General features: G+C 67.4%; 32 protein-coding genes. 16 read left to right on the top strand and 16 right to left on the bottom strand.

Annotated elements, in window-relative coordinates:
• The first annotated feature begins 251 nt into the window (after window positions 1-251).
• Window positions 252-521, top strand: a complete 270-nt coding sequence (locus ACFWU2_RS17415) for a hypothetical protein (RefSeq protein ID WP_378608417.1) — start codon at window positions 252-254, stop codon at window positions 519-521.
• 31 nt (window positions 522-552) lie between these two features.
• Here the strand turns inward: ACFWU2_RS17415 and ACFWU2_RS17410 are convergent, their stop codons facing one another.
• Window positions 553-1,593, bottom strand: coding sequence for an iron-containing redox enzyme family protein (locus ACFWU2_RS17410; RefSeq protein WP_378608415.1), 1,041 nt, complete (start codon window positions 1,591-1,593; stop codon window positions 553-555).
• 75 nt (window positions 1,594-1,668) lie between these two features.
• On the opposite strand from ACFWU2_RS17410, the gene ACFWU2_RS17405 reads away from it, so the two are divergent.
• The 3 genes from ACFWU2_RS17405 to ACFWU2_RS17395 all read left to right on the top strand — a co-directional run bounded on the left by ACFWU2_RS17405 (window position 1,669) and on the right by ACFWU2_RS17395 (window position 4,124).
• Window positions 1,669-2,526 (top strand): SDR family oxidoreductase, encoded by an 858-nt coding sequence (locus tag ACFWU2_RS17405; RefSeq protein ID WP_378608411.1) that lies wholly within the window; start codon window positions 1,669-1,671, stop codon window positions 2,524-2,526.
• Between the two features lie 66 nt (window positions 2,527-2,592).
• Window positions 2,593-3,573 (top strand): helix-turn-helix domain-containing protein, encoded by a 981-nt coding sequence (locus tag ACFWU2_RS17400; protein ID WP_378608409.1) that lies wholly within the window; start codon window positions 2,593-2,595, stop codon window positions 3,571-3,573.
• Window positions 3,570-4,124: a dihydrofolate reductase family protein gene (locus tag ACFWU2_RS17395; protein ID WP_378608406.1), complete on the top strand. Its 555-nt coding sequence runs from the start codon at window positions 3,570-3,572 to the stop codon at window positions 4,122-4,124. Before ACFWU2_RS17400 ends, ACFWU2_RS17395 begins: the two co-directional genes overlap by 4 nt.
• A 6-nt stretch (window positions 4,125-4,130) precedes the next feature.
• On the opposite strand, the gene ACFWU2_RS17390 is transcribed toward ACFWU2_RS17395, so the two are convergent.
• Window positions 4,131-4,640, bottom strand: coding sequence for a DUF6328 family protein (locus ACFWU2_RS17390; protein ID WP_378608404.1), 510 nt, complete (start codon window positions 4,638-4,640; stop codon window positions 4,131-4,133).
• A 129-nt stretch (window positions 4,641-4,769) separates the two neighbouring features.
• Between ACFWU2_RS17390 and ACFWU2_RS17385 the strand changes: the two genes are divergently transcribed.
• A complete protein-coding gene (locus ACFWU2_RS17385; RefSeq protein WP_378608401.1) occupies window positions 4,770-4,991 on the top strand; it encodes a hypothetical protein in 222 nt (73 codons plus the stop codon).
• 46 nt (window positions 4,992-5,037) lie between these two features.
• Here ACFWU2_RS17385 and ACFWU2_RS17380 read toward each other — a convergent pair whose 3' ends face one another.
• Genes ACFWU2_RS17380 through ACFWU2_RS17370 form a run of 3 tightly spaced genes read right to left on the bottom strand, consistent with a single transcriptional unit; the run spans window position 5,038 to window position 7,050 of the window.
• Window positions 5,038-5,898, bottom strand: coding sequence for a polyphosphate kinase 2 family protein (locus tag ACFWU2_RS17380; protein ID WP_378608398.1), 861 nt, complete (start codon window positions 5,896-5,898; stop codon window positions 5,038-5,040).
• 27 nt (window positions 5,899-5,925) lie between these two features.
• The gene (locus ACFWU2_RS17375) at window positions 5,926-6,252 is read right to left on the bottom strand and encodes a DUF4873 domain-containing protein (RefSeq protein WP_378608395.1); all 327 of its coding nucleotides are present in this window, start codon (window positions 6,250-6,252) and stop codon (window positions 5,926-5,928) included.
• Between the two features lie 57 nt (window positions 6,253-6,309).
• On the bottom strand, window positions 6,310-7,050 hold the full coding sequence (locus ACFWU2_RS17370; protein WP_378608393.1) for a TetR/AcrR family transcriptional regulator: 741 nt from the start codon (window positions 7,048-7,050) through the stop codon (window positions 6,310-6,312).
• 114 nt (window positions 7,051-7,164) lie between these two features.
• Between ACFWU2_RS17370 and ACFWU2_RS17365 the strand changes: the two genes are divergently transcribed.
• The 6 genes from ACFWU2_RS17365 to ACFWU2_RS17340 all read left to right on the top strand — a co-directional run bounded on the left by ACFWU2_RS17365 (window position 7,165) and on the right by ACFWU2_RS17340 (window position 12,565).
• Complete coding sequence (locus ACFWU2_RS17365; protein ID WP_378608390.1) at window positions 7,165-8,418, top strand: DUF445 domain-containing protein; 1,254 nt, start codon at window positions 7,165-7,167, stop codon at window positions 8,416-8,418.
• 229 nt (window positions 8,419-8,647) lie between these two features.
• Window positions 8,648-9,070, top strand: a complete 423-nt coding sequence (locus tag ACFWU2_RS17360; RefSeq protein WP_378608741.1) for a helix-turn-helix domain-containing protein — start codon at window positions 8,648-8,650, stop codon at window positions 9,068-9,070.
• A gap of 1 nt (window position 9,071) precedes the next feature.
• Window positions 9,072-10,025: a heparin-binding hemagglutinin gene (locus tag ACFWU2_RS17355; protein WP_378608387.1), complete on the top strand. Its 954-nt coding sequence runs from the start codon at window positions 9,072-9,074 to the stop codon at window positions 10,023-10,025.
• A 67-nt stretch (window positions 10,026-10,092) separates the two neighbouring features.
• Window positions 10,093-10,383 (top strand): DUF2516 family protein, encoded by a 291-nt coding sequence (locus ACFWU2_RS17350; protein ID WP_378608385.1) that lies wholly within the window; start codon window positions 10,093-10,095, stop codon window positions 10,381-10,383.
• A gap of 113 nt (window positions 10,384-10,496) precedes the next feature.
• Window positions 10,497-11,444, top strand: coding sequence for a diiron oxygenase (locus ACFWU2_RS17345; RefSeq protein WP_378608382.1), 948 nt, complete (start codon window positions 10,497-10,499; stop codon window positions 11,442-11,444).
• 80 nt (window positions 11,445-11,524) lie between these two features.
• Entirely contained in the window at window positions 11,525-12,565 is a 1,041-nt protein-coding gene (locus tag ACFWU2_RS17340) for an alpha/beta fold hydrolase (RefSeq protein WP_378608379.1), read from the top strand.
• 45 nt (window positions 12,566-12,610) lie between these two features.
• On the opposite strand, the gene purU is transcribed toward ACFWU2_RS17340, so the two are convergent.
• The 3 genes from purU to ACFWU2_RS17325 are packed head-to-tail and all read right to left on the bottom strand — an operon-like array spanning window position 12,611 to window position 14,988.
• Window positions 12,611-13,498: a formyltetrahydrofolate deformylase gene (gene purU, locus ACFWU2_RS17335; RefSeq protein ID WP_378608376.1), complete on the bottom strand. Its 888-nt coding sequence runs from the start codon at window positions 13,496-13,498 to the stop codon at window positions 12,611-12,613.
• A gap of 57 nt (window positions 13,499-13,555) precedes the next feature.
• Window positions 13,556-14,395 carry a class I SAM-dependent methyltransferase gene (locus ACFWU2_RS17330; RefSeq protein WP_378608738.1) on the bottom strand — a complete coding sequence of 280 codons (840 nt, stop codon included), beginning with the start codon at window positions 14,393-14,395 and terminating at the stop codon, window positions 13,556-13,558.
• A gap of 56 nt (window positions 14,396-14,451) precedes the next feature.
• On the bottom strand, window positions 14,452-14,988 hold the full coding sequence (locus ACFWU2_RS17325; protein WP_378608373.1) for a GNAT family N-acetyltransferase: 537 nt from the start codon (window positions 14,986-14,988) through the stop codon (window positions 14,452-14,454).
• A 65-nt stretch (window positions 14,989-15,053) separates the two neighbouring features.
• Between ACFWU2_RS17325 and deoC the strand changes: the two genes are divergently transcribed.
• Entirely contained in the window at window positions 15,054-15,719 is a 666-nt protein-coding gene (gene deoC, locus ACFWU2_RS17320; RefSeq protein ID WP_169651287.1) for a deoxyribose-phosphate aldolase, read from the top strand.
• 7 nt (window positions 15,720-15,726) lie between these two features.
• Here deoC and ACFWU2_RS17315 read toward each other — a convergent pair whose 3' ends face one another.
• Complete coding sequence (locus tag ACFWU2_RS17315; protein ID WP_378608368.1) at window positions 15,727-16,479, bottom strand: DUF2993 domain-containing protein; 753 nt, start codon at window positions 16,477-16,479, stop codon at window positions 15,727-15,729.
• A gap of 103 nt (window positions 16,480-16,582) precedes the next feature.
• On the opposite strand from ACFWU2_RS17315, the gene ACFWU2_RS17310 reads away from it, so the two are divergent.
• Entirely contained in the window at window positions 16,583-17,200 is a 618-nt protein-coding gene (locus tag ACFWU2_RS17310; protein ID WP_378608365.1) for a hypothetical protein, read from the top strand.
• A 36-nt stretch (window positions 17,201-17,236) separates the two neighbouring features.
• Here ACFWU2_RS17310 and ACFWU2_RS17305 read toward each other — a convergent pair whose 3' ends face one another.
• The 3 genes from ACFWU2_RS17305 to ACFWU2_RS17295 are packed head-to-tail and all read right to left on the bottom strand — an operon-like array spanning window position 17,237 to window position 19,096.
• On the bottom strand, window positions 17,237-18,025 hold the full coding sequence (locus ACFWU2_RS17305) for a class I SAM-dependent methyltransferase (protein ID WP_378608362.1): 789 nt from the start codon (window positions 18,023-18,025) through the stop codon (window positions 17,237-17,239).
• 7 nt (window positions 18,026-18,032) lie between these two features.
• The gene (locus ACFWU2_RS17300; protein ID WP_378608360.1) at window positions 18,033-18,533 is read right to left on the bottom strand and encodes a DUF2505 domain-containing protein; all 501 of its coding nucleotides are present in this window, start codon (window positions 18,531-18,533) and stop codon (window positions 18,033-18,035) included.
• A gap of 53 nt (window positions 18,534-18,586) precedes the next feature.
• The gene (locus ACFWU2_RS17295; protein WP_378608357.1) at window positions 18,587-19,096 is read right to left on the bottom strand and encodes a DUF2505 domain-containing protein; all 510 of its coding nucleotides are present in this window, start codon (window positions 19,094-19,096) and stop codon (window positions 18,587-18,589) included.
• A 23-nt stretch (window positions 19,097-19,119) separates the two neighbouring features.
• Here ACFWU2_RS17295 and ACFWU2_RS17290 point away from each other — a divergent pair, with 23 nt between their 5' ends.
• A complete protein-coding gene (locus tag ACFWU2_RS17290; RefSeq protein ID WP_378608354.1) occupies window positions 19,120-20,214 on the top strand; it encodes a UDP-N-acetylmuramate dehydrogenase in 1,095 nt (364 codons plus the stop codon).
• Between the two features lie 19 nt (window positions 20,215-20,233).
• Here ACFWU2_RS17290 and ACFWU2_RS17285 read toward each other — a convergent pair whose 3' ends face one another.
• The gene (locus tag ACFWU2_RS17285; protein WP_378608351.1) at window positions 20,234-20,983 is read right to left on the bottom strand and encodes an SDR family NAD(P)-dependent oxidoreductase; all 750 of its coding nucleotides are present in this window, start codon (window positions 20,981-20,983) and stop codon (window positions 20,234-20,236) included.
• Between the two features lie 78 nt (window positions 20,984-21,061).
• On the bottom strand, window positions 21,062-21,799 hold the full coding sequence (locus ACFWU2_RS17280) for a hypothetical protein (RefSeq protein WP_378608348.1): 738 nt from the start codon (window positions 21,797-21,799) through the stop codon (window positions 21,062-21,064).
• Window positions 21,800-22,144: 345 nt separating this feature from the next.
• On the opposite strand from ACFWU2_RS17280, the gene ACFWU2_RS17275 reads away from it, so the two are divergent.
• Window positions 22,145-23,455: an ROK family protein gene (locus ACFWU2_RS17275; RefSeq protein ID WP_378608345.1), complete on the top strand. Its 1,311-nt coding sequence runs from the start codon at window positions 22,145-22,147 to the stop codon at window positions 23,453-23,455.
• 26 nt (window positions 23,456-23,481) lie between these two features.
• Here ACFWU2_RS17275 and ACFWU2_RS17270 read toward each other — a convergent pair whose 3' ends face one another.
• Together ACFWU2_RS17270 and ACFWU2_RS17265 are read right to left on the bottom strand one after the other, a co-directional pair.
• A complete protein-coding gene (locus ACFWU2_RS17270) occupies window positions 23,482-24,552 on the bottom strand; it encodes a tocopherol cyclase family protein (RefSeq protein WP_378608343.1) in 1,071 nt (356 codons plus the stop codon).
• A 36-nt stretch (window positions 24,553-24,588) separates the two neighbouring features.
• Window positions 24,589-25,362, bottom strand: coding sequence for a PIG-L family deacetylase (locus tag ACFWU2_RS17265; protein WP_378608339.1), 774 nt, complete (start codon window positions 25,360-25,362; stop codon window positions 24,589-24,591).
• Window positions 25,363-25,460: 98 nt separating this feature from the next.
• Between ACFWU2_RS17265 and ACFWU2_RS17260 the strand changes: the two genes are divergently transcribed.
• Window positions 25,461-26,642 carry an MFS transporter gene (locus ACFWU2_RS17260; protein WP_378608735.1) on the top strand — a complete coding sequence of 394 codons (1,182 nt, stop codon included), beginning with the start codon at window positions 25,461-25,463 and terminating at the stop codon, window positions 26,640-26,642.
• The last annotated feature ends 5 nt before the right edge of the window (window positions 26,643-26,647 follow it).

Raw genomic sequence — 26,647 nt, 5'->3', positions numbered from 1 at the left:
CGCGTGGCTGCTCGGTTTGCGGGTCGGGTTCGCGTGGGGGGCTCGCGCACCAACCCCTCTTTTATCGGGGGGCGGCGGCCCGTTTCCCCTCCGGCGCGCGGCCCCTATTCTTCTGCGCGCGGGTGCCGCATCGACCTCACAGCACCGAGTCGATCGGGCGCCGGATTCCGCCCTGAACCGGATCACACTGCGGGGGAACTTGTTTCGATCAGCCGAGTTTTGTCGAGCCGCACGAAGGGGTACAAACCACTATGACCAACACATCGAGGCACGAGCCGCCGACCACAGGCTCCCGGGTAGCGGGATGGATCGGCTACGTGTGCGTTCTTGCGAGCATTGCCGTCGTCGCCATGGCGCTCTTCGCTGCAGGAGACGGGTTCGCCGGCTGGACGGTGGTCGCCGTCGTCATTGCTGCAGCGCTCCTCTCGACCGGCGCGGCGTTGATCACGATCAATTTGCGTCACCGCCGGCTTCGTGGGTCGGGCGGAACCCCGACCCACGAGCCTGGCGTCCTCGACTGATACGACTCACCCGTCGGACCGCTCCGGTGGATCAGCTCACGCGCTGGTCCACCGGAGCGATTTCGTCGAGGGGCGCACGAAGCGACGTCGAGCCCTTCGACCAGCTGTCGAGCAGGTGGCGTGCGAGGCGGCCTTCGAGAAACTCCGCGGCCTCCGCGCCGAACACGATATCGCTCGCGCACTGGGGGTCAGCGGCGATCAGATCACCAACCACGTCGTGCCGCAGCACCAGTTCGTGCACGGCATCCGCTTCGATGTGCTCGGTGTAGAACGTGACGCATGCGGGGTCTGCGCCGAGACGTTCCAGGGCCGACACCATCCGCCGGGCACTCGGAGCGGTGGTGATCTCCGCAGCGGTGAACATCCCCACGAGCATCGGCATGTGCGCTCGGTGCAGCCCGCAGAGCGACATGATGTTGACGGTCGCGAGCGTGACGGCCGGCACGGCGTCGAGGTAACCGAGGTAGCTCTCGTCCAGGTCGGCCGCTTTCAGCAGATCGGCGTACAGGCGGGAGTGCATCCTGTCGGCGCGACCACCGCCGTACTCGTCGAATTCGACCGCGACAAGTGCCGCTTTCGCACGGCCTCGCAGGCGGGGAATGGCGAACGCATGCGGATCCGCTTCCTTCAGGTGGTAGATCGAGCGGTGTACGAAGAACTCGCGGATCTGGTCCCACGTTCCGCGTTCCGCAAGTTCGTGCGAGACGCCCCAGGCGTCCTTCGGCTCGTGGCAGAGCGCGTCGAACGTCGCGTCCGTGTCGTCTCCCACAGGAACATCTGCGCGCAACTGTGCGAGGAAGAGGCGCTCGAGGTCGGCGCGCACACCCAGGGGTCCCGCTGCCCACTCCCACGACGCGTCGACACCGTCGAAACCGCGGTAGTGCAACTCGTAGAGCACCGTCAGGGCCAGTTGGACATCGTCGCCGTACGGGTCGGCGTCACTCACCGTGATCTGCCAGGCAGCGGCATCGACGGGACGGGTCAGCCGTTCGACGACGGCGGCGGAGATCGGCCCCCGCGGGGTCGGCAGAGAAGCGGCGGACAGGTCGCAGGGCCGGATCACATCAGACATACACGCCGGTTACCCCTGGCAGGCCCGGCGGAAACGAATACGTGTGCCGACGGGTGCAGGGGGTAACCGCTCGCTATGGCAGACGACAAGGAACGGAAACCGCACACCATCGACTATCCGGGCGATACGGCCGACATGGCGGAACGCCCCCGCGACGAGATGCGCGACTATCGCGGCAGGGAATTGCTCGCCGGCCGGCGAGCTTTGATCACCGGAGGGGACTCCGGGATCGGCCGGGCGGTCGCGGTGGCCTTCGCGAAGGAAGGTGCGGACGTGGCGATCGCCTACCTGGAGGAACAGGAGGACGCCGAGCACACCGCCGCTCTCGTGGAGGCGGAAGGACGCGCATGCCACCTGTACCCCGGAGATCTCGCGGACCCGGGTCATTGCCGCACGGTTGTCGCGGAGGCCGCGGCCGCAATGGGTGGTCTGGACATCGTCGTCAACAATGTCGGTACCCAACAGCCGGTCGACGACTTCGCGGAACTCGACGACGAGCAGTGGCGAAGGACCTTCGCCGTCAATATCGACAGCTTCTTCCATGTCACCAAGGCCGCGCTGCCGCACCTTCCCCGGGGTGGCGCGGTTATCAACACCGCGTCGGTCAACGGGCTGCGCGGTAACAAGACACTGATCGACTACTCGGCGACCAAGGGCGCTGTCATTGCGTTGACCTATTCGCTCGCGCAGGCACTGAGCGACCGCGGGATCCGGGTCAACTGTGTCGCACCGGGACCGGTGTGGACCCCGCTGATTCCCGCGACGATGGACGCGGAGAAAGTGTCCGAGTTCGGTCAGCAGGCACCGTACGGCCGGGCCGCACAACCCGACGAAATTGCGCCGTCGTACGTCTTCTTCGCTTCCGAGACGATGTCCTCCTATTACAGCGGGGAAGTGCTCGCTCCTATCGGCGGTGAGACGCTGCCGGGGTGACTGTCGCCCGCCGGATTCGGCAAGAACGGTCAAGCGCGGCTGCCCGTAGGCGGTCAGACTGGTCCTATGTCCGAAACCCGGCTGTCCGAGCCCCGGCGCGACCGCTTGCGTGAACTTCTCGACGCGGTGCTCGACGAGAACAACGTCAATCTCGAACAGATGGCACAGGGCGCGTACGCGTCCCCCTGGCACTTCACACGCCAGTTCGGTGTGGGTACCGGGGAGTCCCCGGTGGCACTGCGGCGGAGAGTGATGCTCGAACGCGCAGCCTGGCAACTGGGCAACGGCGTCGGCGTCACCGATGCCGCGTTCGGGGCCGGTTACAGCAGCGTCGAAGGGTTCGGGCGCGCGTATGCACGTGCGTACGGATATCCGCCCAGCGCGACGGCGAGGACCTCGTCACAGAACGGTCGCGCGCATTGGCTGGCGGCACCGAACGGAGTGCATTTCCACCCGCCCATGAACCTGTGGCTCGAGGACGGGATCGCCCCCGCCGGGAGGCATTTCAGGTCGGAGGTCGTGGCACACCTCGTGCATCACGATCTCGACGACACGCGCGCGCTGCTCGACATTGCCCGCGAACTGGACGACACGGAATACGAGCGCTGTCGTTTTCCCGGACTCGTGGTGCTCGAATGGGACGGTCCGGAGGAATCGATCGGCCGGGTTCTCGGGAATCTCGTGTGGACCAAGGAGATCTGGCTCGCATCGATGGCGGGAGGCGACCAACCGGACCGTGGTGGGCACGACCCGGAGTCCCTCTTCCGCCGGTTCGACGAGGTGGCGCCGAGATGGGCCGACGCCGTGCGGGACATCGATCGCCGCGGCGCCTGGGGTGACCGGCTGATCGACGCACTCTGTGAGCCACCGCAGAGCTTCGTCCTCGGTGGAGTGGTCGCCCACGTGCTCACGTTCTCGGCGCATCGGAGGCAACTCGTCCGTCACATGCTTCGAGCCGCCGGCCGCAGCGTCGACCACGGCGATCCCCTCGACTGGCACTTCTCTTCTGCCGCATTCGCACCCGGCCCGGAAAGGACCACGCCATGACCCGCATGAGCTACTACACCGCAAGTACTCTCGACGGTTTCCTTGCGACAGCCGATGATTCGCTCGACTGGCTGCTCTCCCGGGAGACCGACGAGCGAGGCCCTGCCGGATACCAGGAGTTCATCGCGGGGATCGGAGCGATGGTGACGGGATCCACGAGCTATCGCTGGGTGCTGGACCATGCGGGAATCGACAAATGGGAGTTCGACATTCCGTGCTGGGTGTTCACGCATCGAGACGACCTTCCCGTCGCGAGCGGACCGAACGGGCCGGGGGACATCCGCTTCACGCAGAGCGACGTACGCGAGGTCTACGCCGAGATGGCCGACGCGGCCGGTGGGCGGGACCTGTGGATGGTCGGTGGCGGAGATCTGGCAGGCCAGTTCGCCGAGCACGGTCTGCTGCACGAACTGATCGTGTCGTTTGCACCGGTGACCATCGGAGCTGGTAAACCGTTGCTGCCCCGGCACGTCGAGATGCGGCTGAGAGAACTCGATCGCAACGGAGAGTTCGCGGTGCTTCGCTACGACGTGCTGCCCGACGCGCACTGACGGCACTCACCGGAACCGCCACGGGTACAGCAACCACGCCCATACGAACAGCAGGGTGGTCACTCCTCCGACGATGAGGGCGAGGATGTCGCCGAGAAGGATTCCGACCACGAGGACGACTGCGCCGGTGAGGGAGATGCCGAGAAAGACGATGCCGGCGAGCGTATACACGTGCCCCGTGGCAACGAGGCGCGGAAGTTGTCCCCGACGGAACAGGAGACGATGCATGACCACGGGCGCGACGAGAAACACGGTGGCGAAGACGGAGGCGAGCAACGTCACGAGATAAACGCCGTACTGGTAGGTGGACAGGTCGTCGAACCGGGCCTGGAACGGCAGGGTGAGCAGCAGACCGGTGAGGACCTGGACGCCGGTCTGCACGACCCGCAGTTCCTGGAGGAGGTTCGACCAATTCCGGTCCAGGCCTTCGAGCGGTGTCTCGTTGCGGCCGTCCGGGTCTACTGCTTCGCCACCGGACCTGGAACCGGGGTCATTCGGGTCGTCCGGGGTGGTCACGGAGCGACCGGAGGGAGCGCCGAGCGCGAAACGTACATACGACCGTATGGTGCCACCTTGTGACGTCGCTCACGCACGGGTAGCGTCGGCGGCAACGGATGACACCACCCGCTGGGAGGGAGTTCGGCCATGAAGCTCAACCTTTTTGTCGCGTGGGTCGGATATGGATTGGTGCTGATCGCGATAACGATGATCGCCCTGGCGCTCTTCGCTGCCGGCAGCGGCCACGAAGCAGGGGCTCTGGCCAGCGCGATCGGGGTGTTCGTGGCCCTGGCGCTGGCAGTCGGAATGATGGCCGGAACCGTCCGGCGAGACCGCAGGAAACACCTCGACACGCCCCATCTCTTCTGACGGGGTCCCACCTCTTCCGAGTGCAACGACAACTCGCGGTGGTCGATCAGGCCTCCGCGAGTCGCCGTTTCTCGACCTCGATATCGAATGTCGGTTCGGGCCAGTCCAGGTCGAGCCCCTCGAATGCGTCGATGAGCAACTCGGTGACAGCAATACGGCTGTACCACTTGCGGTCGCACGGAATGACGTACCACGGCGCGTAGTCGGTGTTCGTCTTGTCGAGCATGTCCTGGTAGGCCTCTTGGTACTGCGGCCAGACGGCTCGTTCGGTCACGTCCGAGGGGTCGTATTTCCAGTACTTGTCGGGTCGCTCGAGCCGTTCCGTGAGCCGCTTCTTCTGCTCGTCGAGCGAGACGAACAAGGCGACCTTCACGATGGTGGTTCCGATGTCGGTGATCTCTCGTTCGAACTGGTTGATCTCGTCGTACCGCCTGCGCCAGACACTCTCGGGAACGAGGGATCGCACGCGTGCGACGAGCACGTCTTCGTAATGTGACCGGTCGAACACGCCGAGCTGGCCACCTCGGGGGAGGGCTTTGATGATGCGCCACAGGAAGTGGTGGCGCTTCTCTTCGGGGGTCGGGACTCCGAACGCGGTGTGGTCGACTCCCTGGGGATCGACGTGACCGATGACGTGGCGCACCATGCCGCCTTTGCCCGCGGTGTCCATCCCCTGCAGGATCAGCAGTACCGACCGGGGGTCTCCGCTGCGTCCGTTGGCGAACAGTTTTCCCTGCAAGTCGGACAGGACCGCCCCGCGTTCCTCGAGGAGGCGTTCCCCGAGGGCCTTGTCACCGTCGAACCCCGGTGTGCCGTTCGTGTCGAGTTCGGCGACGCGGGTTCCGGGACCTGCTCGCAACGCCTCGACTACCGGAGTGTGCCAGGGCGCTTCGTTTTTCGTTCCCATGCGACGAGCCTGCCATACGGCGGGGGATCAGGCGGGATGCTCTCCGTAGGGTGGCCGGGAGATGCCGTCGACCATGTGGCTGCCCCACAGGTCCGTTTCGCTGATGCGGGCGACCGCGGGTCCGTCGGATCCGGGCACCGTGATGGCCACCTCGGTTCCCGGACGGAGTTCGGTGCCGGGCGGGAGCGACTCCGCGAGGCGTCGTAGCCTGCCGCGCCACACATGGCGCCCGAGCAGGGGATCGAAGCGGCCCGACAGTTGTACGTCGATCGTCGCACGCTCGTCGGCCACGACGACGTCGGCGGGCCCTCGGTAGCCGGCGGCGTCGTCGTGGTCGGTATCAGGCTCTGACATGCCCCGGACTATACGTGCAACTTCGGGTAACAGTAAAGCGATTCGGTGGATGTCCGTTCAGTGCGCCGGATGCTCGGGCAGCAGCGGATGGGGCTGGGATTTGAACCGCTTCGGCGAACCCGCCACTGCGGCAATTCCCGTGATCCCGCCCCACACCATCATCGTGAGGTAGTCGATCAGGTCCTCGGCCGTCATCGACTTGTTCGAAATCCACCAGTGCGTGGCGAGCTGGATCGAACCGACGATGCCGTACGCCCAGGGCACCGACCCGCCCGAGTCCATTTCGAGCAGGCGAAGCCGCTCACCCAGGACGGTCGCCACCAGTTCGGCGATCATCCGTTCGGAGTCGGCGACCACGTCGCGGCTCGCCGACGAGCTGTTCGACATGACGTACAGGTAGACCTCGGGATCGGTGCCCACCGTTTCGACGTACGCCGAGATCGCCACTCGGGTCAGTGCGTATTCGTCGAGATCCTCGGCGACAGCGGCATAGATGCGCGGGGCGAGAATCGTCTCGACGTACCGCATCATCGTCGCGCTCGTCAGGTCGTTCTTGTCGGTGAAGTACCGGTACAGCACGGTTTTGGAGACGCCGATCTCGGTCGCGATCTCGTCCATGCCGATGTCGTGCCCGCGCGCCCGGATGGCGTTGATGGTGCCGTCCACGAGTTCCTCGCGCCGGGCGATCTTGTGTTCGTGCCAACGGCGTTTACGGCCGTCCTGCTTCGTCGGTAGGTCCTCGGTGGTGCGGGAGGACGAAGGCGTCTGGGGCAGGTTGCTCGACACTGTTGGGCACATCCGTTCGGTTCGATCGTCGGCTCAGTCTACGGTGAGCGCCTCGCCCGCACCGGTCATGCGTCGCGCATTCGCGCCCGCCGGGCAGAACTTGGGCACAATCGAGGGGTGCAGTTCATGAATATCGATGATGACGTCAAACGCCGCGACCTCCGCCGGATGAAGACGGTCGCAACCGGGTTCCTGGTCGTGGCTGCCGTCATCTACCTGTTCTGTCGATGGCAGGAGACCCGCGGGGCGGGTCCGTGGGTGGGTTATGTGCGCGCCGCGTCGGAGGCCGGCATGGTCGGTGCGCTCGCGGACTGGTTCGCCGTCACCGCGCTGTTCCGGCATCCGATGGGCATTCCCATTCCGCACACCGCGATCATCAAGAAGAAGAAGGATCAGCTCGGTGCGAGCCTGAGTTCGTTCGTCGGCACCAATTTCCTGGCGCCCGAGGTGGTCTCGGCGAAAGTCGAATCGGCGCAGATTCCCCTGCGTGTCGGGACATGGATGGCCGAACCGGCGCACGCGGAGCGCGTCGCGAAGGAGACCTCCACAATCCTGCGTGGAGTGGTCGGTGTGCTGCGCGAGGACGACATCCAGCAGATCATCGACAACACGATCGTCAAGCGGATCGCGGAACCGGAATGGGGACCGCCTCTCGGGCGCGTGCTCTCCGAACTCGTCGACGAGAACCGGCATCTGCCCCTGGTGGAGATGCTGGCCGAACGCGCACACCAGTGGGCACTGGGCAGTCAGGAAACCATCGACCGGGTCATCAGCCGGGATTCCCCGTCGTGGTCGCCGAAGTTCGTCGACCTTCTGCTCGGGGAGAAGATCCACCGTGAACTCGTGGAGTTCACATGGAAGGTCAGATCCGATCCCGACCACGAAGTTCGCCTGGCGGTCAACAAGTTCCTCGCCGACTACGCACGTGATCTGCAGAGCGACCCGGCGACGATCGCCAAAGCCGAAAAGGTCAAGGCCGAGATCATGGGCCGTGACGAAGTGACCCAGCTCGCGGGCGCCACGTGGCGTACCGCGAAGCGGATGATTCTCGATTCGGTCGACGATCCGAACAGCACGCTGCGCACGAAGGTCGCCGAGAATGTCATGGCTCTCGGTGTCCGGCTGCGGGAGGACCACGAGTTGCGCGCGAAGGTCGACGGCTGGTTGCTCGACGCGGTGCGCTTCGTCGCGTCCAACTACGCCGACGAGATCACGTCGGTGATCCGCGAGACCGTCGAGCGCTGGGACGCGGAAGAAGCGAGTCGCAAGATCGAACTCGCGGTGGGCCGGGACCTGCAGTTCATCCGGATCAACGGCACCGTGGTGGGCTCCCTGGCGGGTCTTGCCATTTACACGATCTCGGAGTTGCTGTTCGCGTGATCCCGGTCACTTGCTAGCAGAGTGCTTGCTACAGCTAGCACCCGTGCGTACCGTGAGAGTCGTGTCCACCGATGACAGTCCAGACGACCCCCGCCCGGGCACCGATACGAGTGCGAGCAGTGCGGTGAGCCCGGGCAGTGCAGGGGGTCCGAGCAAAACCGCGGATCCGAGCGACCGGACCGACACCAGCGACGGTGTCGCGGACGGAGGCAGCGCCGGGCCGGGGGATATTGCGTCACGCGTGGTGAATTCTGCTGCGCAGGACATCGGAAGCTTCATTCGGGCGCAGCGAGAAGGAGCGCAGGTCTCGCTTCGGCAGTTGTCGAAGCTGGCCGGCGTCAGCAACCCGTACCTGAGTCAGATCGAGCGTGGCTTGCGCAAGCCTTCGGCCGAAGTGCTCGCGCAGATCGCGAAGGGGCTCCGGTTGTCGGCCGAGGTGCTCTACGTGCGGGCCGGAATTCTCGAAGACCGGCCCGAGAGCGCTTTTCGGGATGCGCTTCTGGGAGATCCGCTCCTGACCGAGCGGCAGCGGCAGGTTCTGTTCGACATCTACGACTCGTTCTGCCGTGAGAACCAGGCGGCTCTTACCGAGACGGCACCAGACGCCGGGAGCGACATCCGGCACCAGACAGACTTCGACGAGGAGAACTGACATGACCGATCCGAACGCAGCAATCCGTACCTCACTCTTCGCGGCCGTCGGCGCAGGCGACGCCGTTGTGCACGCGGTGGCCGACGTCGTCGCGCAGGTTCGCGAGCGCGCCGAAAACGCACAGGTCGACGTGAACGACCGTGTCGGGACGGCGCGCGAGAAGCTCACCACCCTTCCGGCCGACCTGACCGAGACTGTCGAGTCCCTCCGGGAACGCCTCGCGGGTCTGCCCTCCGAACTCCCCGAAGACATCGCAGAGCTGCGAGAGCGTTTCACCGCCGACGAGCTGCGCAGCGTGGCCGAGGCGTACCTCAAGGTGGCGTCCGACCTCTACACCGCTCTCGCGGAGCGTGGCGAGCAGACCATCGAGCGCCTCCGCAAGCAACCCGCCGTCGAAGAAGGCCTCGGCCGGGCAGAGGCGGCGTTCGGAGATGCCGTCGATCTCACCGAAGAAACGCTGGGAACAGTGGCGCGGCAGACCCGTGCGGTCGGTGAGCAGGCTGCCAAGCTCGCGGGTCTGGCAGCCGGCCGGATCTCCGACACCAGTGAAGGCGTGGGCGGTGCCATCTCCGACGCCGGTGACGAAGCCGCCCTCCGGGTGCTCGAACTCGGCGACCAGGCGCGAGAGGCCGGATCCGAAGCCGCAGATCGCGTCGGCTCGGCGAAGTCCGAAGTGGGGAAGACTGCCGGAAACATCACCGAGTCGGTCGAGGACGCGGTGGCGCCGAAGCCCGTAACTCCGGTCACGACGACGCCGGCGAAGAAGACTCCGGCAAAGCCGGCCGCGAAGGCTCCCGCACAGCCGGCCGCGAAGGCTCCCGCACAGCCGGCCGCGAAGGCTCCCGCACAGCCGGCCGCGAAGGCTCCGGCGAAGCCGGCGGCCAAGGCTCCTGCTCGTCCCGCAGGCAAGGCGCCCGCCAAGAAGGCTGCGCCGCGCAAGCCCAGCGGCGCCTGACGGCCCGCTCGTCCTCGCCGGCTCCCGCGCTTCGTCGCGCGGGAGCCGGTTCTCGTAGACTGGGGTAGTGACGAATGTCGATTCTCTCGCCGGTTTGATCATCCTCGTACTGCAGGTCATCGCGATCGCGGGAGCCGGGTTCGCGCTGTTTCATGCTGTTCGCCAGCCCAAGGAGGCGTTTCCCGCCGTCGACAAGCTCACCAAGTCCGTGTGGCTCGGGATCCTGGTCGCCGCGTTGCTGGTGCTGATCCTGTTCGGGGCCGTCGGGCTGCTGGGCATCATCGCGGTCGTTGCGGTGTGCGTGTACCTCGTGGATGTACGGCCGCGCGTCGAAGAGGTTCAGCGCCGCCGCTGGTAGCCCGCGTGGTCACCGCCTCCCGGTCGCTCCGGGTCCGCCCGTGCCTTGACAAGTGTGATCCAGATAATGACACTTCGAGTAACGGGTAAATCTCCGAGACGAGGCGGTCGGCCATGACTCTCACCCGCACGAACCGAGCACGCGACGTCCACGCCGCTGCCGCGACGAGCGACAACGCACACGACGAGGAACGGCAGGAGACCGCGCAGCGGCTTCTCGAGTCGTCCGCGCGCCTGTCCTACGATCCGGCGTTCGAGATCGATTGGGATGCCCCCATCCTCGAGGGTAAATACGGCATGACTCCCGAATGGTGCAGCCTCTACGGCACCGACCTGTGGGAACGCATGACCGAGGATCAGCGCATCACCCTCACCAACCACGAAGCGGCGAGTATCGCCGGTACGGGTATCTGGTTCGAGATGATCCTCATGCAGATGCTCGTGCGCGATCTCTACCGCCGCGACCCGTCCACGCCGTATGTCCAGTTCGGGCTCACCGAGATCGCCGACGAATGCCGGCACTCCGTCATGTTCGCGCGGTCGGCACAGCGGTTCGGTGTGCCCTCGTACCGGCCCAAGCGCTGGATCCGGGAAGGCGGCCGCATCTTCAAAGCGGTGGCCAACGGCGCCCTCGCCTACGGTGGCACCCTGTTCGCCGAGGAAATCCTCGACATGATGCAGCGCGACTTCATGCGGGACGAAAGGGTTCAGCCGCTCACCCGCACGGTCAGCCACATCCACGTCGTCGAGGAGTCACGGCACATCCGTTACGCCCGCGAGGAGACACGGCGCCGAGCCGGGCGTGCCACACGGCTCCAGCGCGCGTGGATCCGCCTCCACCTCGGGGTGAGCGCCTACTTCGTGGTCACCAGCCTGGTGAACGACCGCGTGTACGCCGCAGCCGGGCTGGATGTCGCCGAGGCGAAAGCCGCAGCGCGGGCGAACACCCACTACCAGGACAGGCTGCGACTCGGGACCCGCCGCACGATCGAGTTCCTCGACGAGGTGGGCCTGATCGGCGGCCCGTCGACACTTCTGCTGCGCAAGGCCCACGTCCTCTGAGACACGGTCCTCTGAGACACGGCCCTCTGGCGCCCGGTACCCCACCTCACCCGCACGACAACACAACAGGAGAACGATCAGTGAAGAAGCCGTTGCGCACGACGTGGCCGATCGCAGCCGGAGTGGCGCTCGCCGTCGGAGTCACGGCAGGGGTGGCCGTCTCACAGCGCCGGCGCCGCACCGTCGTTCGCGCGGAAGACGTCTCGCCGCACGCGCTTCTCTCACCCCCGACGCTCGAGCCGGACACGATCGAGGTGCAGACCGACGACGGGGCACGCCTGAACGTACTGGCCTACGGTGACCCCGAGGCGCAGACCCTGGTCTTCTGCCACGGCTGGACGTGCAACGCGGCGTACTGGACTCCGCAGATCAACGCCTTCGCGGAGAACTACCGCGTGGTGGTCTACGACCAGCGAGGCCACGGCAACAGCGACGCGGGCGCACGGCCGCTCGGAGCGGACGTGCTCGCCGACGACCTCAACTCGGTGCTCGACGCCACCGTGCCGGCCGGGCGCACAGCGATCCTCGCGGGCCACAGTATGGGCGGCATGAGCATCATCGCGTGGGCCGAGAAGTATCCCGACCAGGTCGACCGTCGCGTCGCCGGTGTACTGCTGGCCAGCACCGGCACCGACAATCTCGTCGCGGATTCGGCGATCGTGCCGCTACCCCAGCGCTTTCCCAAGGTGCCCGTGCCGGTCGCCCGACGCGTGATGGGTGCGACCCTTCCCCTCGTCGAATCGTCCGTCACCACCCGGGCACTGCGCTACATCGCGCTGTCGCCGAACGCGACGGGACCGGAAGTGGCCTTCTGCCAGAAGATCGTGCTCGGTTGCCCGCCGCGCACCCGCGGCGGCTGGGGGCACGCACTCAGTGCACTCGACATCCACGAGGGCCTGCAGAACCTCACGGTGCCGACCACCGTGCTCGTGGGCACCGCCGATCGCCTCACCCCGCCCGTCCATGCCCGGCGACTCGCCCGCGTACTCGAAGAAGCAGGCAACCTCGAGCGGCTCGTCGTGCTCGACGGTGTGGGACACATGAGTTCGGTCGAGGCAATCGACCGCGTCAACGACGAACTGCTGCATCTCGTCGGGAAGGCGCAGGCGCTCGTCGGCTGAGCGCCCGGAGCCGAGGGGCGGAAGCGGGAGCGCGGACGCCCGGAATCAGCTGAAGACCACGGTCTTGCTGTCGTGCACGAGAACTCGATCCTCGAGGTGCCAGCGCAATCCGCGGGCGAGCACGAGCTTCTCCACGTCGCGACCCTGGCGCACCATGTCGTTGACGCTGTCGCTGTGGCTGACCCGGATGACGTCCTGCTCGATGATCGGTCCGGCGTCGAGTTCGGCGGTCACGTAGTGGCAGGTCGCTCCGATCAGCTTCACGCCGCGAGTGAACGCCTGGTGGTACGGGCGAGCGCCGATGAACGACGGAAGAAAGCTGTGGTGGATGTTGATCGCGCGACCCGCCCAGTGCTCGCACAGCGACTGCGGCAGCACCTGCATGAAGCGAGCGAGCACCACCGCGTGCGGATCGTGAGCATCGACGAGTTTGCGTACCTGTTCGAACGCCGGTCCCCGCTCGGCGGGGTCCTTCGGGAACGACACGTAATGGAAATCGATTCCGTGCCGACGGGCGACGGACTCGAGTTCCGGATGATTTCCGATGACCGCGCACACATCGGCTTCGAGTTCGCCGGCCGCGACCCTGCCCAGGATGTCGTGCAGACAATGCGCTTCCTTGCTGACGAGGAGCACGACACGCTTGCGCTTGCCGGTGTCCGAGAGTGTCCATTCGGTTTCCGGGCCGATGGCCTCGGCGACCGCGGCGAATTGGGTGCGCAGTTCCTCGATCGAGAACGGGATCGACGAGGCGCGCACCGCCTGGCGCGTGAAGAACCAGCCGCTGTCCTGGTCGGCGTGATACGCGGCTTCCATGATCGAACCGCCGACGTCCGCGAGGAATGTCGAAATCCGGGCGACGATCCCGGTCGTATCCGGGCAGCCCAGGGTCAGGACGTAGCGGCGGTTGTCGGTCGAGGAAGCAAGCGTCATGGATCCGATTCTCTCAGGTGCCCCGGATCGGCTTTCCGCGGACGGGGCACTTCGGCCTCACGCCGGCGACGGAGGCCGCCGGACGGTCGCGGTGCCGACGAGAGTCGTGGCGTCGACGGTGTGTATACCCCGCGCGGTGATCGTCTCGGCCAGGTCCTGCTTCACCGAGTCCACTTGCCCGGCATCCAATCCGGACAATGCCATCCGCCATCCGGTACCCGCGACGAGCGCCCAGCACAGGTCCTCGGTCGCCGGGATCAGGTTGGACAACGTCCGGACCTCGACGGAGTGGGTACCGGCGGCGGCGAGCCACGCCTCGAGTGCCGTCGGGGTATCGATGTGGCGCAGCGGTGAGCGGTCGTACTGTGGCGCGCGCTCGGCGAACTCGGGGGAGTGAAGGGCACCGACTTCGAACACCACGTCCCTCAGGTCACTCATCGCGTCCGCCCGCCACACCGTGACCCCCACGCGCCCACCGTGCCGGACCAGGCCGACGAGCCGCGAGAACGCGGCGTCCATATCCGGCAGGAAGAACACGCCGTAGGAGATCGCGAGGGCGTCGTAGCCCGCATCCGGTATGTCGGAGGGCGCTTCCCAGCGGGTGACGTCGGCGCACACGAAATCGATGTTGGTCAGGGCTCGGGTCTCGGCGAGCAGACGGCCGCGCTCGAGCAGGTCGTCGGAGATGTCGACCCCGTGTACCCGCCCGGTAGGCCCGACCGCCATTGCGGCGGGAACGGCCGAGGCCCCGGCGCCGCAGCAGGCGTCGAGGACCGCTTCCCCGGGCCCGACTCCGAGCTGGAAGACGAGCGCTTGGCCGGCCGGTCCCCACAGGGTGGGCGTGAGTATCTCGAAGTCGGTGCTCGCGGCATCGAACGTGCGGGCGGTCCCGGACACACCGCTGTCAGCCGGGTGGTTCGCCCCGGTACCGGGCAGACGATTTTTATCGGTGTTCACGACCCGGCCCCGCCGAGTCCGTAGAACGCCGACGGATACCGGAACTCGCCCGTCATCTCCGGCCGGTAGCCGGTGAGGGGACGCGCCTGCAGGTGCGACGCCCACTCCGCCACGTCGGGCGTGATCCCGAGATCCGCGGCGGGCACGAACCCGAACCGGGGGTAGTAGTCGAGGTCGCCGAGCAGCACGACGATCGACTCGTCGAGCGCATCGGCAGCACCGAGCACAGCGTGCATCAGAGCCGACCCGATCCCGAACCTCGCCATCTCGGGGATCACCCCGATCGGCCCCAGCGCGAGGGCCGGATACCCGCCGAGGTCGCCGCGGGTCGCGCACACGTGACCGACGATGCCGTTCGTCGCGTGCTCGCACACCAATGAGAACGGGGGCAGCCAGTCGGGTCCGCCGCGGAGGGAGTCGACGAGGCCGGGTTCGACCGGGACGAGGCCGGGCGAGGTGACGGCGGCGAAGGCCCCGCGATGGACGTCGGATACAGCACCCGAGTCCGACGGCAGTTCCCGGCGAATGATCACCCAATCAAGTCTGGCTGCACCGCGCGCGACCGGCAACCGCTTTGGGGGTGTGGAAAGCTGGCGTCATGTCCGACACCACGCTCACCCGCTCGCGGGTCGCCGCGATGATCGACCACACCCTGCTGGCTCCGGAGGCGTCGTCGCAGGCGGTGCGGGCCCTCGTCGACGAAGCCCGGGAACTCGGCGTGTACGCGGTGTGCGTGTCACCCTCGATGCTTCCGCTCCGCGCCGAGGGCCTCGTGATCGCGACCGTAGCCGGTTTCCCCTCGGGCAAGCACCATTCGTTGATCAAAGGTGCGGAAGCCCGCCTCGCGGTGGAGGAAGGGGCCCGCGAGGTCGACATGGTGATCGACATCGGCGCGGCTGTGGCAGGGGACTACAACGCGGTTCTCGCGGACATCCTCACCGTGCGCGAAGCGATCGGGTTCGATCCTGTGCTCAAGGTGATCATCGAATCCGCCGCGCTGTCGGACGAGGCGATCGTCGAAGTGTGCCGCGCGGCAGCGAATGCCGGCGCGAACTTCGTGAAGACCTCGACGGGTTTCCACCCCGCCGGTGGTGCCACCGAGCACGCTGTGCGGCTGATGGCGGAGACGGTCGGCGGCCGTCTCGGTGTCAAGGCGAGCGGGGGAATCCGCACCGCGGACGCCGCCGTCCGCATGATCGAGGCCGGCGCGACGCGCCTCGGGCTCTCGGGGAGCCGGGCCGTCCTCGACGGCTTGCCCGACTGACCGGCTGTCACACGAGCACGCCGCACGAACCCCGGTCCTGCTGCTGCTGCGCTCCTTCCGGGTTCTCCGGGAGCACGTAACGGCCGCCCTCGAGGGTGAGTTCGACGCCGGCGTCGGTGACGGACACCGCGGTCGCCTTCATCCCGAGCGGGTACTGCTGCAGCCCCGAGGTGAGAATCTCCACGATTCCGTCCACGAGAGCGGTCGGCAAGCCGAACCCGAGAACCGAGGCGTCGACCGTCTGGACGGCGACCGCTCCGTCGGTCACGGTGGGCCGCACCGTGAATTCGGCGAGACCGTCCCCGCCGACGACGAATGTCAGCGTGCCGGCGCCGGGATCGGCGGTGACATCGCTGACCAGTGCGCCCACCGACTGCGCTTGCACGGTCGCGAGGATGCCGCGGGTGGGCCAGGTGACTTCGGCGCTGGAACTTCCGATGGTGCCGGCACCCTCCGCGGAGTCTCGCAGGTCCACGTTCCGGACGACCGCGTGCACCTGCATCTCCTCGGCGGGGCCGAACGCGGTGTCGTCGCTGTCGAGGGTGACGGACGGAACCTGCTTGTCGACGAGTTGCAGCAGCACAGGTTTCCAGCTCAGGTCCACGTCCACACCGGTACCGAGTTCACTCTCGAACGACTGTGCCAGGCAGGTCGTGGCGCGATTGCGAACGTAGACCTCGGCGCCCACGAGTACCGCGACGAGTGCGGCCACGAGGACGACGGCGATCGTGACGAGTCGGGTGCGCTTCCTTTGCGTCATGGTCGAGATTGTTCAGCACAAGTCTGAGGAAGCTATGAGCACGCGCACACTCGTTGGCCCGAATCTGTGAGCTGCACCACAGGAGTTCGGTAGGCTGGCGGCCATGACAGGGTGGGCGGATTCAGAGAGCGGCGCATCCGGGCAGGTCGATCCCGACAGCCTGTTGCGGCAGCTCGCCGTGGCACAGGCCGGATATTTCACCGCGCGTCAGGCGACCGGGAACGGTATCGGTGCCGACGGGTTCCGGGCGCGCATCGAAGCGGGTCTGTGGATCCGGATCGACACCGAACTGTTTCGCATGAGCGACAGTCCGCAGACGAAGTTCGACGAATTCGCGCGGTGGTGTGCCTGGTACGAAGGCGCCGCGGTCGTCTCGCACCAGAGCGCCGCCGATCTGCACGGCATGGGGCACCTGCAGCCACGTTTCCTGCATCTGTCCACGCTGGATCAGCGCACGGTCCCGAGCAACCGGCTGGCGCTGCACCATCGGGTGCTGTCGGACCGGGACTGCGAAGTCGTCGGATGTTTCCGTGTCACGACACCTGCGCGGACCGCTGTGGACCTCGCTGCAGGTGGCGTGTCGCAGGAAGTGCTCGACGAACTCGTGGGAGACGCGATCACGCTCGGGCGTGTCGACTCCGACGAATTGCATGCCGCAGTTGCAGGGGAGCCCGCCACCGTGGCCGATCGCATCGCACTCGCACTGCTGTCCGCCGGCTGACCGGCAGTACCCGATTACCTGACCGGCAGGACCCGATCACACCGCGGCCATCGCGGGGGCCACCACACTCCACGGCACCGACAGCACACAATCGCGCATGCGACGGCGCTGCGCCTGCACCGGCACCCCTTGCTCGCGGAGATGCTCCAGCGTCGCGCGCCAGCGAACCCGAGGACCGAAGGATGCGTACGGAGCGGCCGTGGCCCACGCTCGATCCGCTGCCTGCAACAACTCGTGGATGCCTTCGCCCTGGATGTTCCGGTGGATCAAGGCCTTCGGGAGCCGTTCGGCGACATCCGACGGCGTGGACACATGGAAGGGACTCCACGCCAGGGTCAGCGAGAGCGGACCGTCCTCGTCGAGCAGCACCCACGCGCAACGGCGGCCGAGTTCGTCGCAGGTTCCGTCGATGAGTAGCCCGCCGGGGGCAAGTCCGGCCCGCAACTGCGCCCAGGCCGAGTCCACCGCATCTTCCGGATACTGCCGCAGCACGTTGAATGCACGCACGAGGTTCGGGCGCAGTCCCGCGAGTTCGAACCCGCCACGCGCGAATTCGACCCCGTCCCGCCCCGGTACCACCCGGTCGGGATCGATTTCGAGTCCCACCATGCGCAGATCGGGGCGCACCGTCCGGAGACGGGCCGCGAACTCCAGCGTCGTGACGGGCATCGCGCCGTACCCCAGGTCGACCACCAGGGGATCGGGTGCCTCCGCGAGCGCGCGAGCGACCGTGGGGTCGTGCATCGCCCAGCGGTCGCTGCGCCGCAATCTGTTGATCCCGGTGGTGCCGCGAGTGACGACACCGACCGGGCGCTGTCCGCGCACCCCCGGGCTACTGCCGGCCGAGCCAGTCGGCGGTAATCGCCGCTTCGACGGCGAACACCTCGACGAGATTGGTCAAGATCAGTTCTTCGAGTTTTCCGCCGACGAGCGGCAGATGCACTTTTGCTTCGGACGTGGTGCGCAGGGTGGTCCCGTCCTCATGACCGAAAAGGTCCATCGTGCCGGTCAGGCGCCCGGGGCCGGCAGGCACGGACGCTTCGTAGCGTCCCGCAGAGCGCTCGCCGAACGGGCCGTAGCTTTCCGTCCGGGTGATCACCATGTCTTTTTTCATGACGGTCCGGGCAAGATCGGGAAGATCCGCACGTGGGATGACGTGGTGCAGCACGACGTGGATGCCGCTCTCGGAGACCGCGAATTCCTCGACGTGATTCTCGGAGTATTTGCGCATCTCGCGGGTGCGCGCTTCCCAGTGGTCGCGGTCGGCGAGCGCCCCGTAGACCCGCTCCGGTGGATACGGGAAGCGGGCAGAGTAGTCGATACGCCGGGACACGGCAGGTCAGGGTACCGCCCGGCCGGGGCTACGACGAAATCGTGGTCGGACCGTCAGGCAGAGCGGTCGCCTTCGAGCCACGACGCGGTGAAGGTCTGTTCCGCGGTGAACAGGCCGACGAGTTCGTCGACGATGAGACCTTCGATCTTGGACCCCAGGAACGGAATCTTCACCTCGACCCGGCCCTCGATCACGACCATCGACTCGTTGCCGTCGCCCTGGAGGGTGAAGGTGCCCTCCACGTGTCCGGGCATGCCGTCGACCCTTGCGGAGAACGTGCCCTGCGCCCGGTCACCGGTGAGCGGACCCCACGACTCCTGGCGGTGGATCACCAGGTCGCCCGGCCGGATGCTCGTCACGACGCTCGGCAGTTGCTCGGCCGGAATGGCCTGCTGCAGCGTGAGGTCGATGGTGCCGTCGCCGGTCTCGACCGACTCCACTGCTGCGCCGGGCCCGCCCACCTCCGCCAATCGGTTGTGCCAGTACTGCGGGTCGACGAACGCCGCGTGCACCGCTGCGGGGGAGGACGAGTAGGTCACAGAGTGGTCGATAGGGCTGCCCATGCGGGGCACGCTACCGTTTGCAGGTGCTCGATCCACGACTCAGGGCACGGCTCGCCGACGCGGGGGCCGTGATTTCCGAACATGTACCGCTGTCCACCTTGACGACGCTGCGCCTCGGAGGGCCCGCCGAATACCTCGTCGAATGCACGTCCACGGACGTGTTGGTGGAGGTGATCCGCCTCCTCGACGAGCAGAAGGTGCCTGTTCTGCTGCTTGCCGGCGGCTCCAACCTGGTGATCGGTGACGACGGCTTCGACGGTGTCGTGGTGCGCATCGCGACCGGCGAGATCACCGTGTCCGATTCGGTGGTGCGCGCGGACGCCGGGGCCGTATGGGACGCCGTGGTCGAGGCGGCCGTGACCGCCGGAGTGGGCGGGCTCGAGTGCCTGTCGGGGATTCCCGGTTCCGCCGGTGCGACACCGGTGCAGAACGTCGGTGCCTACGGCGTGGAGGTCGGCTCACTCCTGCGTCGCGTGCGGCTGCTCGACCGTCGCACGGGTGAGACCGGGTGGGTCGAGCCCGGCGCTCTGGGACTCGGCTACCGGACGAGCATTCTCAAACACTCGGACGACGCCGTCGTCCTGGAAATCGAACTCGACGTGCGTGCCGACGGGATGAGCGCACCGCTCGGGTACCGCGAACTCTCGGTCGCGCTCGGCGCGGAGCAAGGTGAACGCAGACCCACGGCACAGGTCCGCGACCACGTGCTGGGGTTGCGGCGCAGCAAGGGCATGGTGCTCGATCCGGCCGACCCCGACACTTGGAGTGCAGGGTCGTTCTTCACCAATCCGGTTGTGCCGGACGATCGCCTCGACGGAGTGCTCGAGGCGATCACTTCTCGCGTCGGACCGGACGTTCGTATTCCGCAGTACCCCGCGGACGGGGGCACGAAGCTGTCGGCGGCGTGGCTCATCGAGCGCGCGGGATTCGCGAAGGGATTTCCCGGGCCGGAGTCGCCCGTGAGCCTGTCGACGAAACACACTCTCGCACTGACCAATCGGGGCGAGGCTACGACCGCGGATCTCCTGGCGCTCGCGCGGCAGATCCGTGATCGCGTCGAGGACGTGTTCGGAGTGCGCCTGCACCCCGAACCCGTCACCGTCGGCTGTGAGATCTGAACGTACTCGGTTCGCTGGACTAATCCGTGGTGCGGTGAAAACGTCCTGCGCTCGCCTGGTCGCGCGGCTTGACGACGATCTGATCGAGATTGACGTGCGACGGTCGTGACGCTACGAAGCCGATGATCTCGGCGATGTCCTGAGCGACGAGGGGGGTGATCCCCTCGTACACCTTGTCGGCACGCTCCTGGTCGCCCTCGAAGCGCACCAAGGAGAACTCCGTCTCGACGGCGCCGGGCGCGATCTCGGTCAGGCGCACAGGCAAGCCGAGCAGTTCGCCGCGCAGCGTCCGGTGCAGTACGGCCTGGGCGTGTTTCGCGGTGGTGTACCCCGAACCGTTGTCGTACGCCTCCAGCGCCGCAACCGAGGTGATGGTGACGATGAGTCCGTCGCCGGAGGCGATGAGCTTGGGGATGAGCGCCTTGGTGATCCGCAGGGTGCCGAGGACGTTGGTCTCCCACATCCAGCGCCAGTCGTCCTCGTCGGCTTCGGCGACCGTCGCGAGTCCCTTCGCGCCGCCCGCGTTGTTGATCAGGACGTCGACACGGGGAATGACGGTCGTGAACGCGTCGACGGAATCTTCGTCGGTGACATCCAGTTCGAGTGCGGTGCCACCGATTTCGTCGGCGAGTCGCTCGAGCCGGTCGAGCCGGCGTGCTCCGACCACGACGTGGAACCCCTGGGCGGCGAGTGTGCGTGCGGTGGCCTCACCGATGCCGGACGATGCTCCGGTGACGACGGCGATGCGGGAATCGGGGGAGATGGTCATGGCTCCGATCGTAATGTTGTGCACCCCGCAGGGTCCCCGGACGGGGACGCCGCCTCGGCAACGACCTGAACCGACCGCTCAGGCACCCGTGCGGTGCCGCACCCAGACGTTCGGCTCGACGTAGACCGCCGTGCCGTTCTCGACATCGCAGTAGACGGGCGTGAGCGCGCCCGGCACCTCCACCGGGCAGGTCCGGTCGAAGGCGAGGCCCGTCCAGGCACGCCACTCCTCGAGCGTCCCTGGGATCACCATCGAGCGCGACGCCACTCGGTCGATCCTGCCTCCGGCGCGCACGTGCACCCGTAGCCACGGGTCGGCGGGCAGTCCGTCGGCGCGTACGGCCGCGGCGTGCTCGGTCATCGGCTGGTGCGGGTCGGTCTTGCCGCTGGGCCGTACCGGTGCCACCAGCTCGGCGTACCCGAGGCGGCGGGCGTTGTCGCGCAGCGCTGCCAGCACCTGGGAGGAGAGGCCGTGGCCCTGCATGTCCGGCCGGACCGCGATCTCGACAGCGGAGACGGCGTTCGGCTCACGGCCGCCGGGCAGCCGGCCCGCCAGGCCGCGGCGGACCACCCCATCCCAGCCGTCGGCCGGGAGATCACCACCGTCGAGGTGGAAGGGCACTGAGAACGCCTTGGCGACGACATCGCCGGTTTCGTCGAAGCAGACGAGCACGTGCTCGGCGAACAGGTCGAGCGCCGCGTAATAGCCGTTGCCGATCGGGTCGTGGAGCATGAACTCGGGCCACGAACTCGGCATCGCCCACATGGCCTCCTCCAGCGAAGGTTCATCGGCCAGGACGACGCAGCGCAAGTTCACGAAACCATCATGCCCTCGAGCTGCTGGAGGGTGGCACCAACCCCCTGGCCTGCCGCGCAACTGGACACAGGTTCGTTCTGGTTATAAGTTTGGGCCCATGTCGGTCGGCCCTACCTCCACTCCGCGCGTCACTTACGTGACCGCCGCGTTGGGATCACGGCTGCCTCTGGCGCGCGAACTCTGTTGTCGCTGCTGCGGAAAGTAACTCCGCGCCGATTCTGATCCCGTTCTCACGGATCTCTTCACCGGACGTGGCCACACGTCGTCGGTATTCGGTGCGTCGACCTTCGTCTTTCGCCCTTCCCGGATGTCGATCACGCCCGGGGCCAGCAGCAAGGAACAGCCGTGAGCGCTCCCACTCTCTCCCCGTCCGCACTTCTCTCCCCGCGCCCTTCCGCACCACGTAGCGGTTCGCGCACCGTCGCACCGGCCCGCAGCCGCACTACGATTCGCACCTCGCAGCAGGTCAGGATCGTTCCGCCCGATCTCAAGATCGCCGACGGTACGGGCGCCTCGGTCTTCCGGGTCGCCGCCCATCGCGGCCCGATCTCCCGCGACATCATCGCGAAGGTCACCGGATCGAGCATCGCCACCGTCAACCGCCAGGTCTCGGCGCTCCTCGCCTCGGGCCTGCTCCGCGAACGCGCCGACCTCACCGAATCCGGTGCGATCGGCCGCCCCCGGGTGCCGGTCGAGGTCGATCACGAGCGGTACCTCACCGTCGGCATCCACATCGGGGCCGTGACCACGGGCATCGTGGCGAGCGACCTGCGCGGTCGCATCATCGGCGCCGTCGAGGTGCCGACCCCGACCGGCGACCAGAACCTCGCGCTCGCGTCGATCACGGCCAGCGCCAGAGCTTTTGCCGCCCGCTGGCACCGTCGGACCCCCCTGTGGGTCGGCGTCGCGCTGGGAGGCCGCGTCGATTCGGTGACCGGGCTCGCCGATCATCCCCGCCTGGGGTGGTCCGGTGCGCGGGTCGGTGCCGTTGTCGGGGGCGGGTTCGGTCTGCCGGTGTCCGTCGCGGCACACGTCGAGGCGATGGCGGCCTCGGAACTCCTTCTGACCCGTGACCGCGACGCCGCCGACCTCAAGGGCACGAGCCTGTACTTCTACGCACGTGAAACAGCCGGTGTCGCCATCACCTTCGACGGCAAGGTACACACGCCGACGGGCGGGCCCGGGTCGATATCGCACCTGCCCACCGGCTCGTCCGCGTCGTGCACCTGCGGTGCCACCGGCTGCCTCGAGGCGACGGTGAGCGACCACGCGGTCGCACAGCGGGCGCGCGCCGACGGGATTCTCGGTGACGGCGACGAGACGACCGTCCAGGCCGTGTATCGCCTCGCGCGAGCAGGGTCGGCCCCGGCCCACGATCTGCTCGTCGAGCGGGCCACCGTCCTGGGGCGCACCGTCGGCATGCTCCGGGATCTGTTCAACCCGGATCGCGTGATCCTCGGTGGTCAGGCGTTCACCGAGTACCCGGCCGCGGTGCCGCACGTCGCCGATGCATTCACCCGGTTGTCGACCTTGCCCCGCAAGGACATCCGCATCACGGGGTTCGGAAACCGGGTGCAGGCACACGCAGCCGGGGTGGTGTCGCTGAGTTCGCTGTACTCCGACCCGCTCGCCGCGATGCGACGCGCAGCGGGGTAACCCGAACCGCGTCCGCACGCGGCCTGTCAGAGCAAGGGTGGCCCATCCGTGGCGGCGGAGTCCGCTCCCCGCCGGTCCAGTTCGGCTCGGGCCCGGTCGAGACCGCCGTGTTCGAGTGCGGCAAGCCGAGACTCGCCGGACCATACGGTCTTTCCACGTTCGCGCACGGTGACACTCATCGATCCCGCGAGATGTTCGATCGCCCCGGGGACGTTGCGCCGCTCGGCGGGCAGCGGAACCGGAAGTACGTGGGCCGATCCGATGGGGGAGGTCGCCTCGATCTCGATACTCCACCGGCGGTTCCGTCCCTGCAGCGACCAGGTCTCGTCCGTGACGGTGGCCCGAACGGGCGAGGTCACGGGATTGCCCAGTCGCACCACCGGTCCGCCCGGCAGGGCCACGACGACGGCGGTCACCTCGGTGCGCAGGGGACCGGAATGCACCTGGCCGCCGGCGAACGCCACACACGCCTCGGGATCGGCGAATCCCTGTGCCTGCCCCCACCACCACGATTCGGGGAAACCGCCTTTACCCCAGTTCTTTTCGCCGTAGACCTGTGCGCCGTCGAGGTCCCACTTCTCGTCCCCGAGCACCGCGTACCCTTCGGCGCGGGCCCCGAGAAGCCACGGATGCCAATACTGGTTCAATGCCGGAACCGTCTGGAACACGCTCGACCCACCGAATCGGCGCCGAGGCCAGGGGAGGGTGGGGACGATCCGGACGTCGAGTCGCCCGTCCTCACCGAGGTCCATCAGGACACGGTCGGGGTCACCACGGAATGCCGACCCTGCTGTCGCTCCCAGTTGCGCGACGTCCGCTGCCGCTTCGGGATGCGTAGTCGTACGCAGGAATCCGTTGGGATGCGCGGCGAGGCCCAGAGTGGCCCAATGCCCGTCGTCGGAGCGGTTGACGCCGCACAGTGCGATGACTACCCGCCCGGTGTCGGGCTGCGTGAACCGCCAGAAGTAGCCCTCCATCGCGACGCCGTGCGCGACGAGGGGGTTACCGAACGGAAGATCTGCGCCGGTCGCACGATAACGCTCGAGCAACGACCTGTTGTTGCTCTCACGCGTCGCGCGGCGTCCTCGATGATCCATCGTTTCTCCTTCTCGTCGGTACGGCACGTCGTATCTCTAGAGTGGAAGCGAAGTTTCGTGGAGACCGGGCGGCGCCCCCCGCAGCCGGAACCATTCGGTGCCGAACGCGGCCCTCAATTCTTCGTCGCTCATACCCAGCATGGGGCCGAAATCGCCGATCTGCGACTCGTGCGCGTGCATCGCCGCGCGTTTGGCGGCGATGGCTGCGGACACATCGACCGCGGTGGTCAGTTCACTCTCCGGCAGGCCGAATGCGTCGAGGTCCGGTGGCCGCGCGCCCTCCGCCATGTCGGGGATCGTCGCGAACAGCCGCTTCAGGTGGTCACGGTTCATGGACGACTCGAACACGGCGTCGTGCCCCGTCTGCGCCTCCGCTCGGACACCGACGCGGTGTACCTGAACGTGATCGGGGTGCCCGTACCCACCGTTCGGGTCGTAGATCGTCACCACGTCGGCACGCTCCTCTTCGATCACGGCTGCGAGGCGCGCCGCCGCCTCGTCGACGTCGACACGAGCGAACGCGCCGGGGGCATTGTTGGCCGGTGTGCCCGCCATCCCCGAGTCCGCGTACCCGAAAGTGACCAGCCGCGACACCCCGAGAGCATCGGCGGAACGCTCGACTTCGCGGATCCGTCGCTCGGCGAGGCTCTCCCCGGGGGTAAGCAGTCCGTCCGGGTGCTCGCCTTGTGCACCGTCGGTGGCAACGACGAGTACGACCCGGTGCCCGGCATCGGCTGCCAGCCGCATCACACCGCCTGTGGTGAACACCTCGTCGTCGGGGTGCGCGTGAAAGCATAAGAGGACGCCCATACCGTGAATGCTGGCACGGAAAACTGTTCCGTGGGGTTACCCCGGGCCGGAGGCGACCCGGGACGGCGAAGAGAACGAGAGCACACGTGTCACAGAGGCTGGGCGGCTCGTACCGCGAGTTGTTCACCGCGCCGGGATCGGTGGCGTTCTGCGCAGCCGGATTCGTGGCGCGGTTGCCGATCGCAATGGTCGGAATCGGAATCGTCACCATGTTTTCGCAGCTGCGAGGCAACTACGGACTCGGCGGCGCGTTGTCCGCGGTGTTCGCCTTGTCGTACGCGTTGTTCACACCGCTGGTGTCGCGGGCCGTGGACCGGCACGGGCAACGCCGGGTACTGCCCGCCGCCGCGGTCGTCAGCGCCACGGCGATCATCGCGATGCTCGCGGGCGTCCGCTTCGAGGCGCCCGTCGCGTTGCTGTTCGTGTGTGCGCTCCCCGCCGGTCTGATGCCCACGATCGGCGCGATGGTCCGCGCGCGATGGACCGAGTTGTACGGCGGTACGGCCAAGCTCCGGACGGCGTTCGCGCTCGAGGCGGTGATCGACGAGGTGTGTTTCATCGTCGGCCCGGTGCTGTCGGTGGGGCTCGGGGTGGCGGTGTTCCCCGAAGCCGGTCCGCTGCTCGCTGCGGTCCTGCTGCTCGTCGGTACCTTCACCCTCGCGGGGTTGCGGAAGACCGAACCGCCTGTGCACCGGCACCGGTCGGACACGCCCGGCGTCAAGCTGCTCCGCTTGCCCGCGTTGCTGGCGATCATCGCGATGATGGTCGCGATCGGTGTGGTCTTCGCTGTGATCGACGTCGTTGCGGTCGCGTTCACCGCCGAGCAGGATGCGCCCGGCGCCGCGACCTTTGTGATCGCGCTGTTCGCAACGGGCTCGGCCCTGAGCGGCCTTGTGTTCGGGTCTCGGGTGGCGCATTCCGCGCCGGCACGGCAGTTGCTGATCGCGACGGCGGCACTGTCCGTCCTGCTGTGGCCTCTGCTGCTCGCCGGCACGGTTCCCGTCCTCGCGGTGCTCTATCTGATGGCGGGCTGCGCGATCTCGCCGGCCATGATCGTCGCCACCTCCCTCACCCAGCAGATCGTGCCCGCGCGTCAGCTCACCGAGAGCATCACGTGGACCGTGGCGGGCCTCGGGGTCGGCGTGGCCCTGGGGTCGGCGGCGGTCGGCCAGGTGATCGATCACGTCGGCGTCACCGCGGGGTTCGGAGTCGGTATCGCCGCAGGTCTGATCGCTGTGGCCTGCGCCACGGGGATCTATCTGCGGGCCCGGATACAGTGACGCGC

It is taken from the genome of Rhodococcus sp. NPDC058639, from assembly GCF_042717545.1.
Lineage (GTDB): Bacteria > Actinomycetota > Actinomycetes > Mycobacteriales > Mycobacteriaceae > Rhodococcus.
Note: the sequence above shows the minus strand (reverse complement) of the source record. Positions and strands in the feature narration are given on the sequence as shown.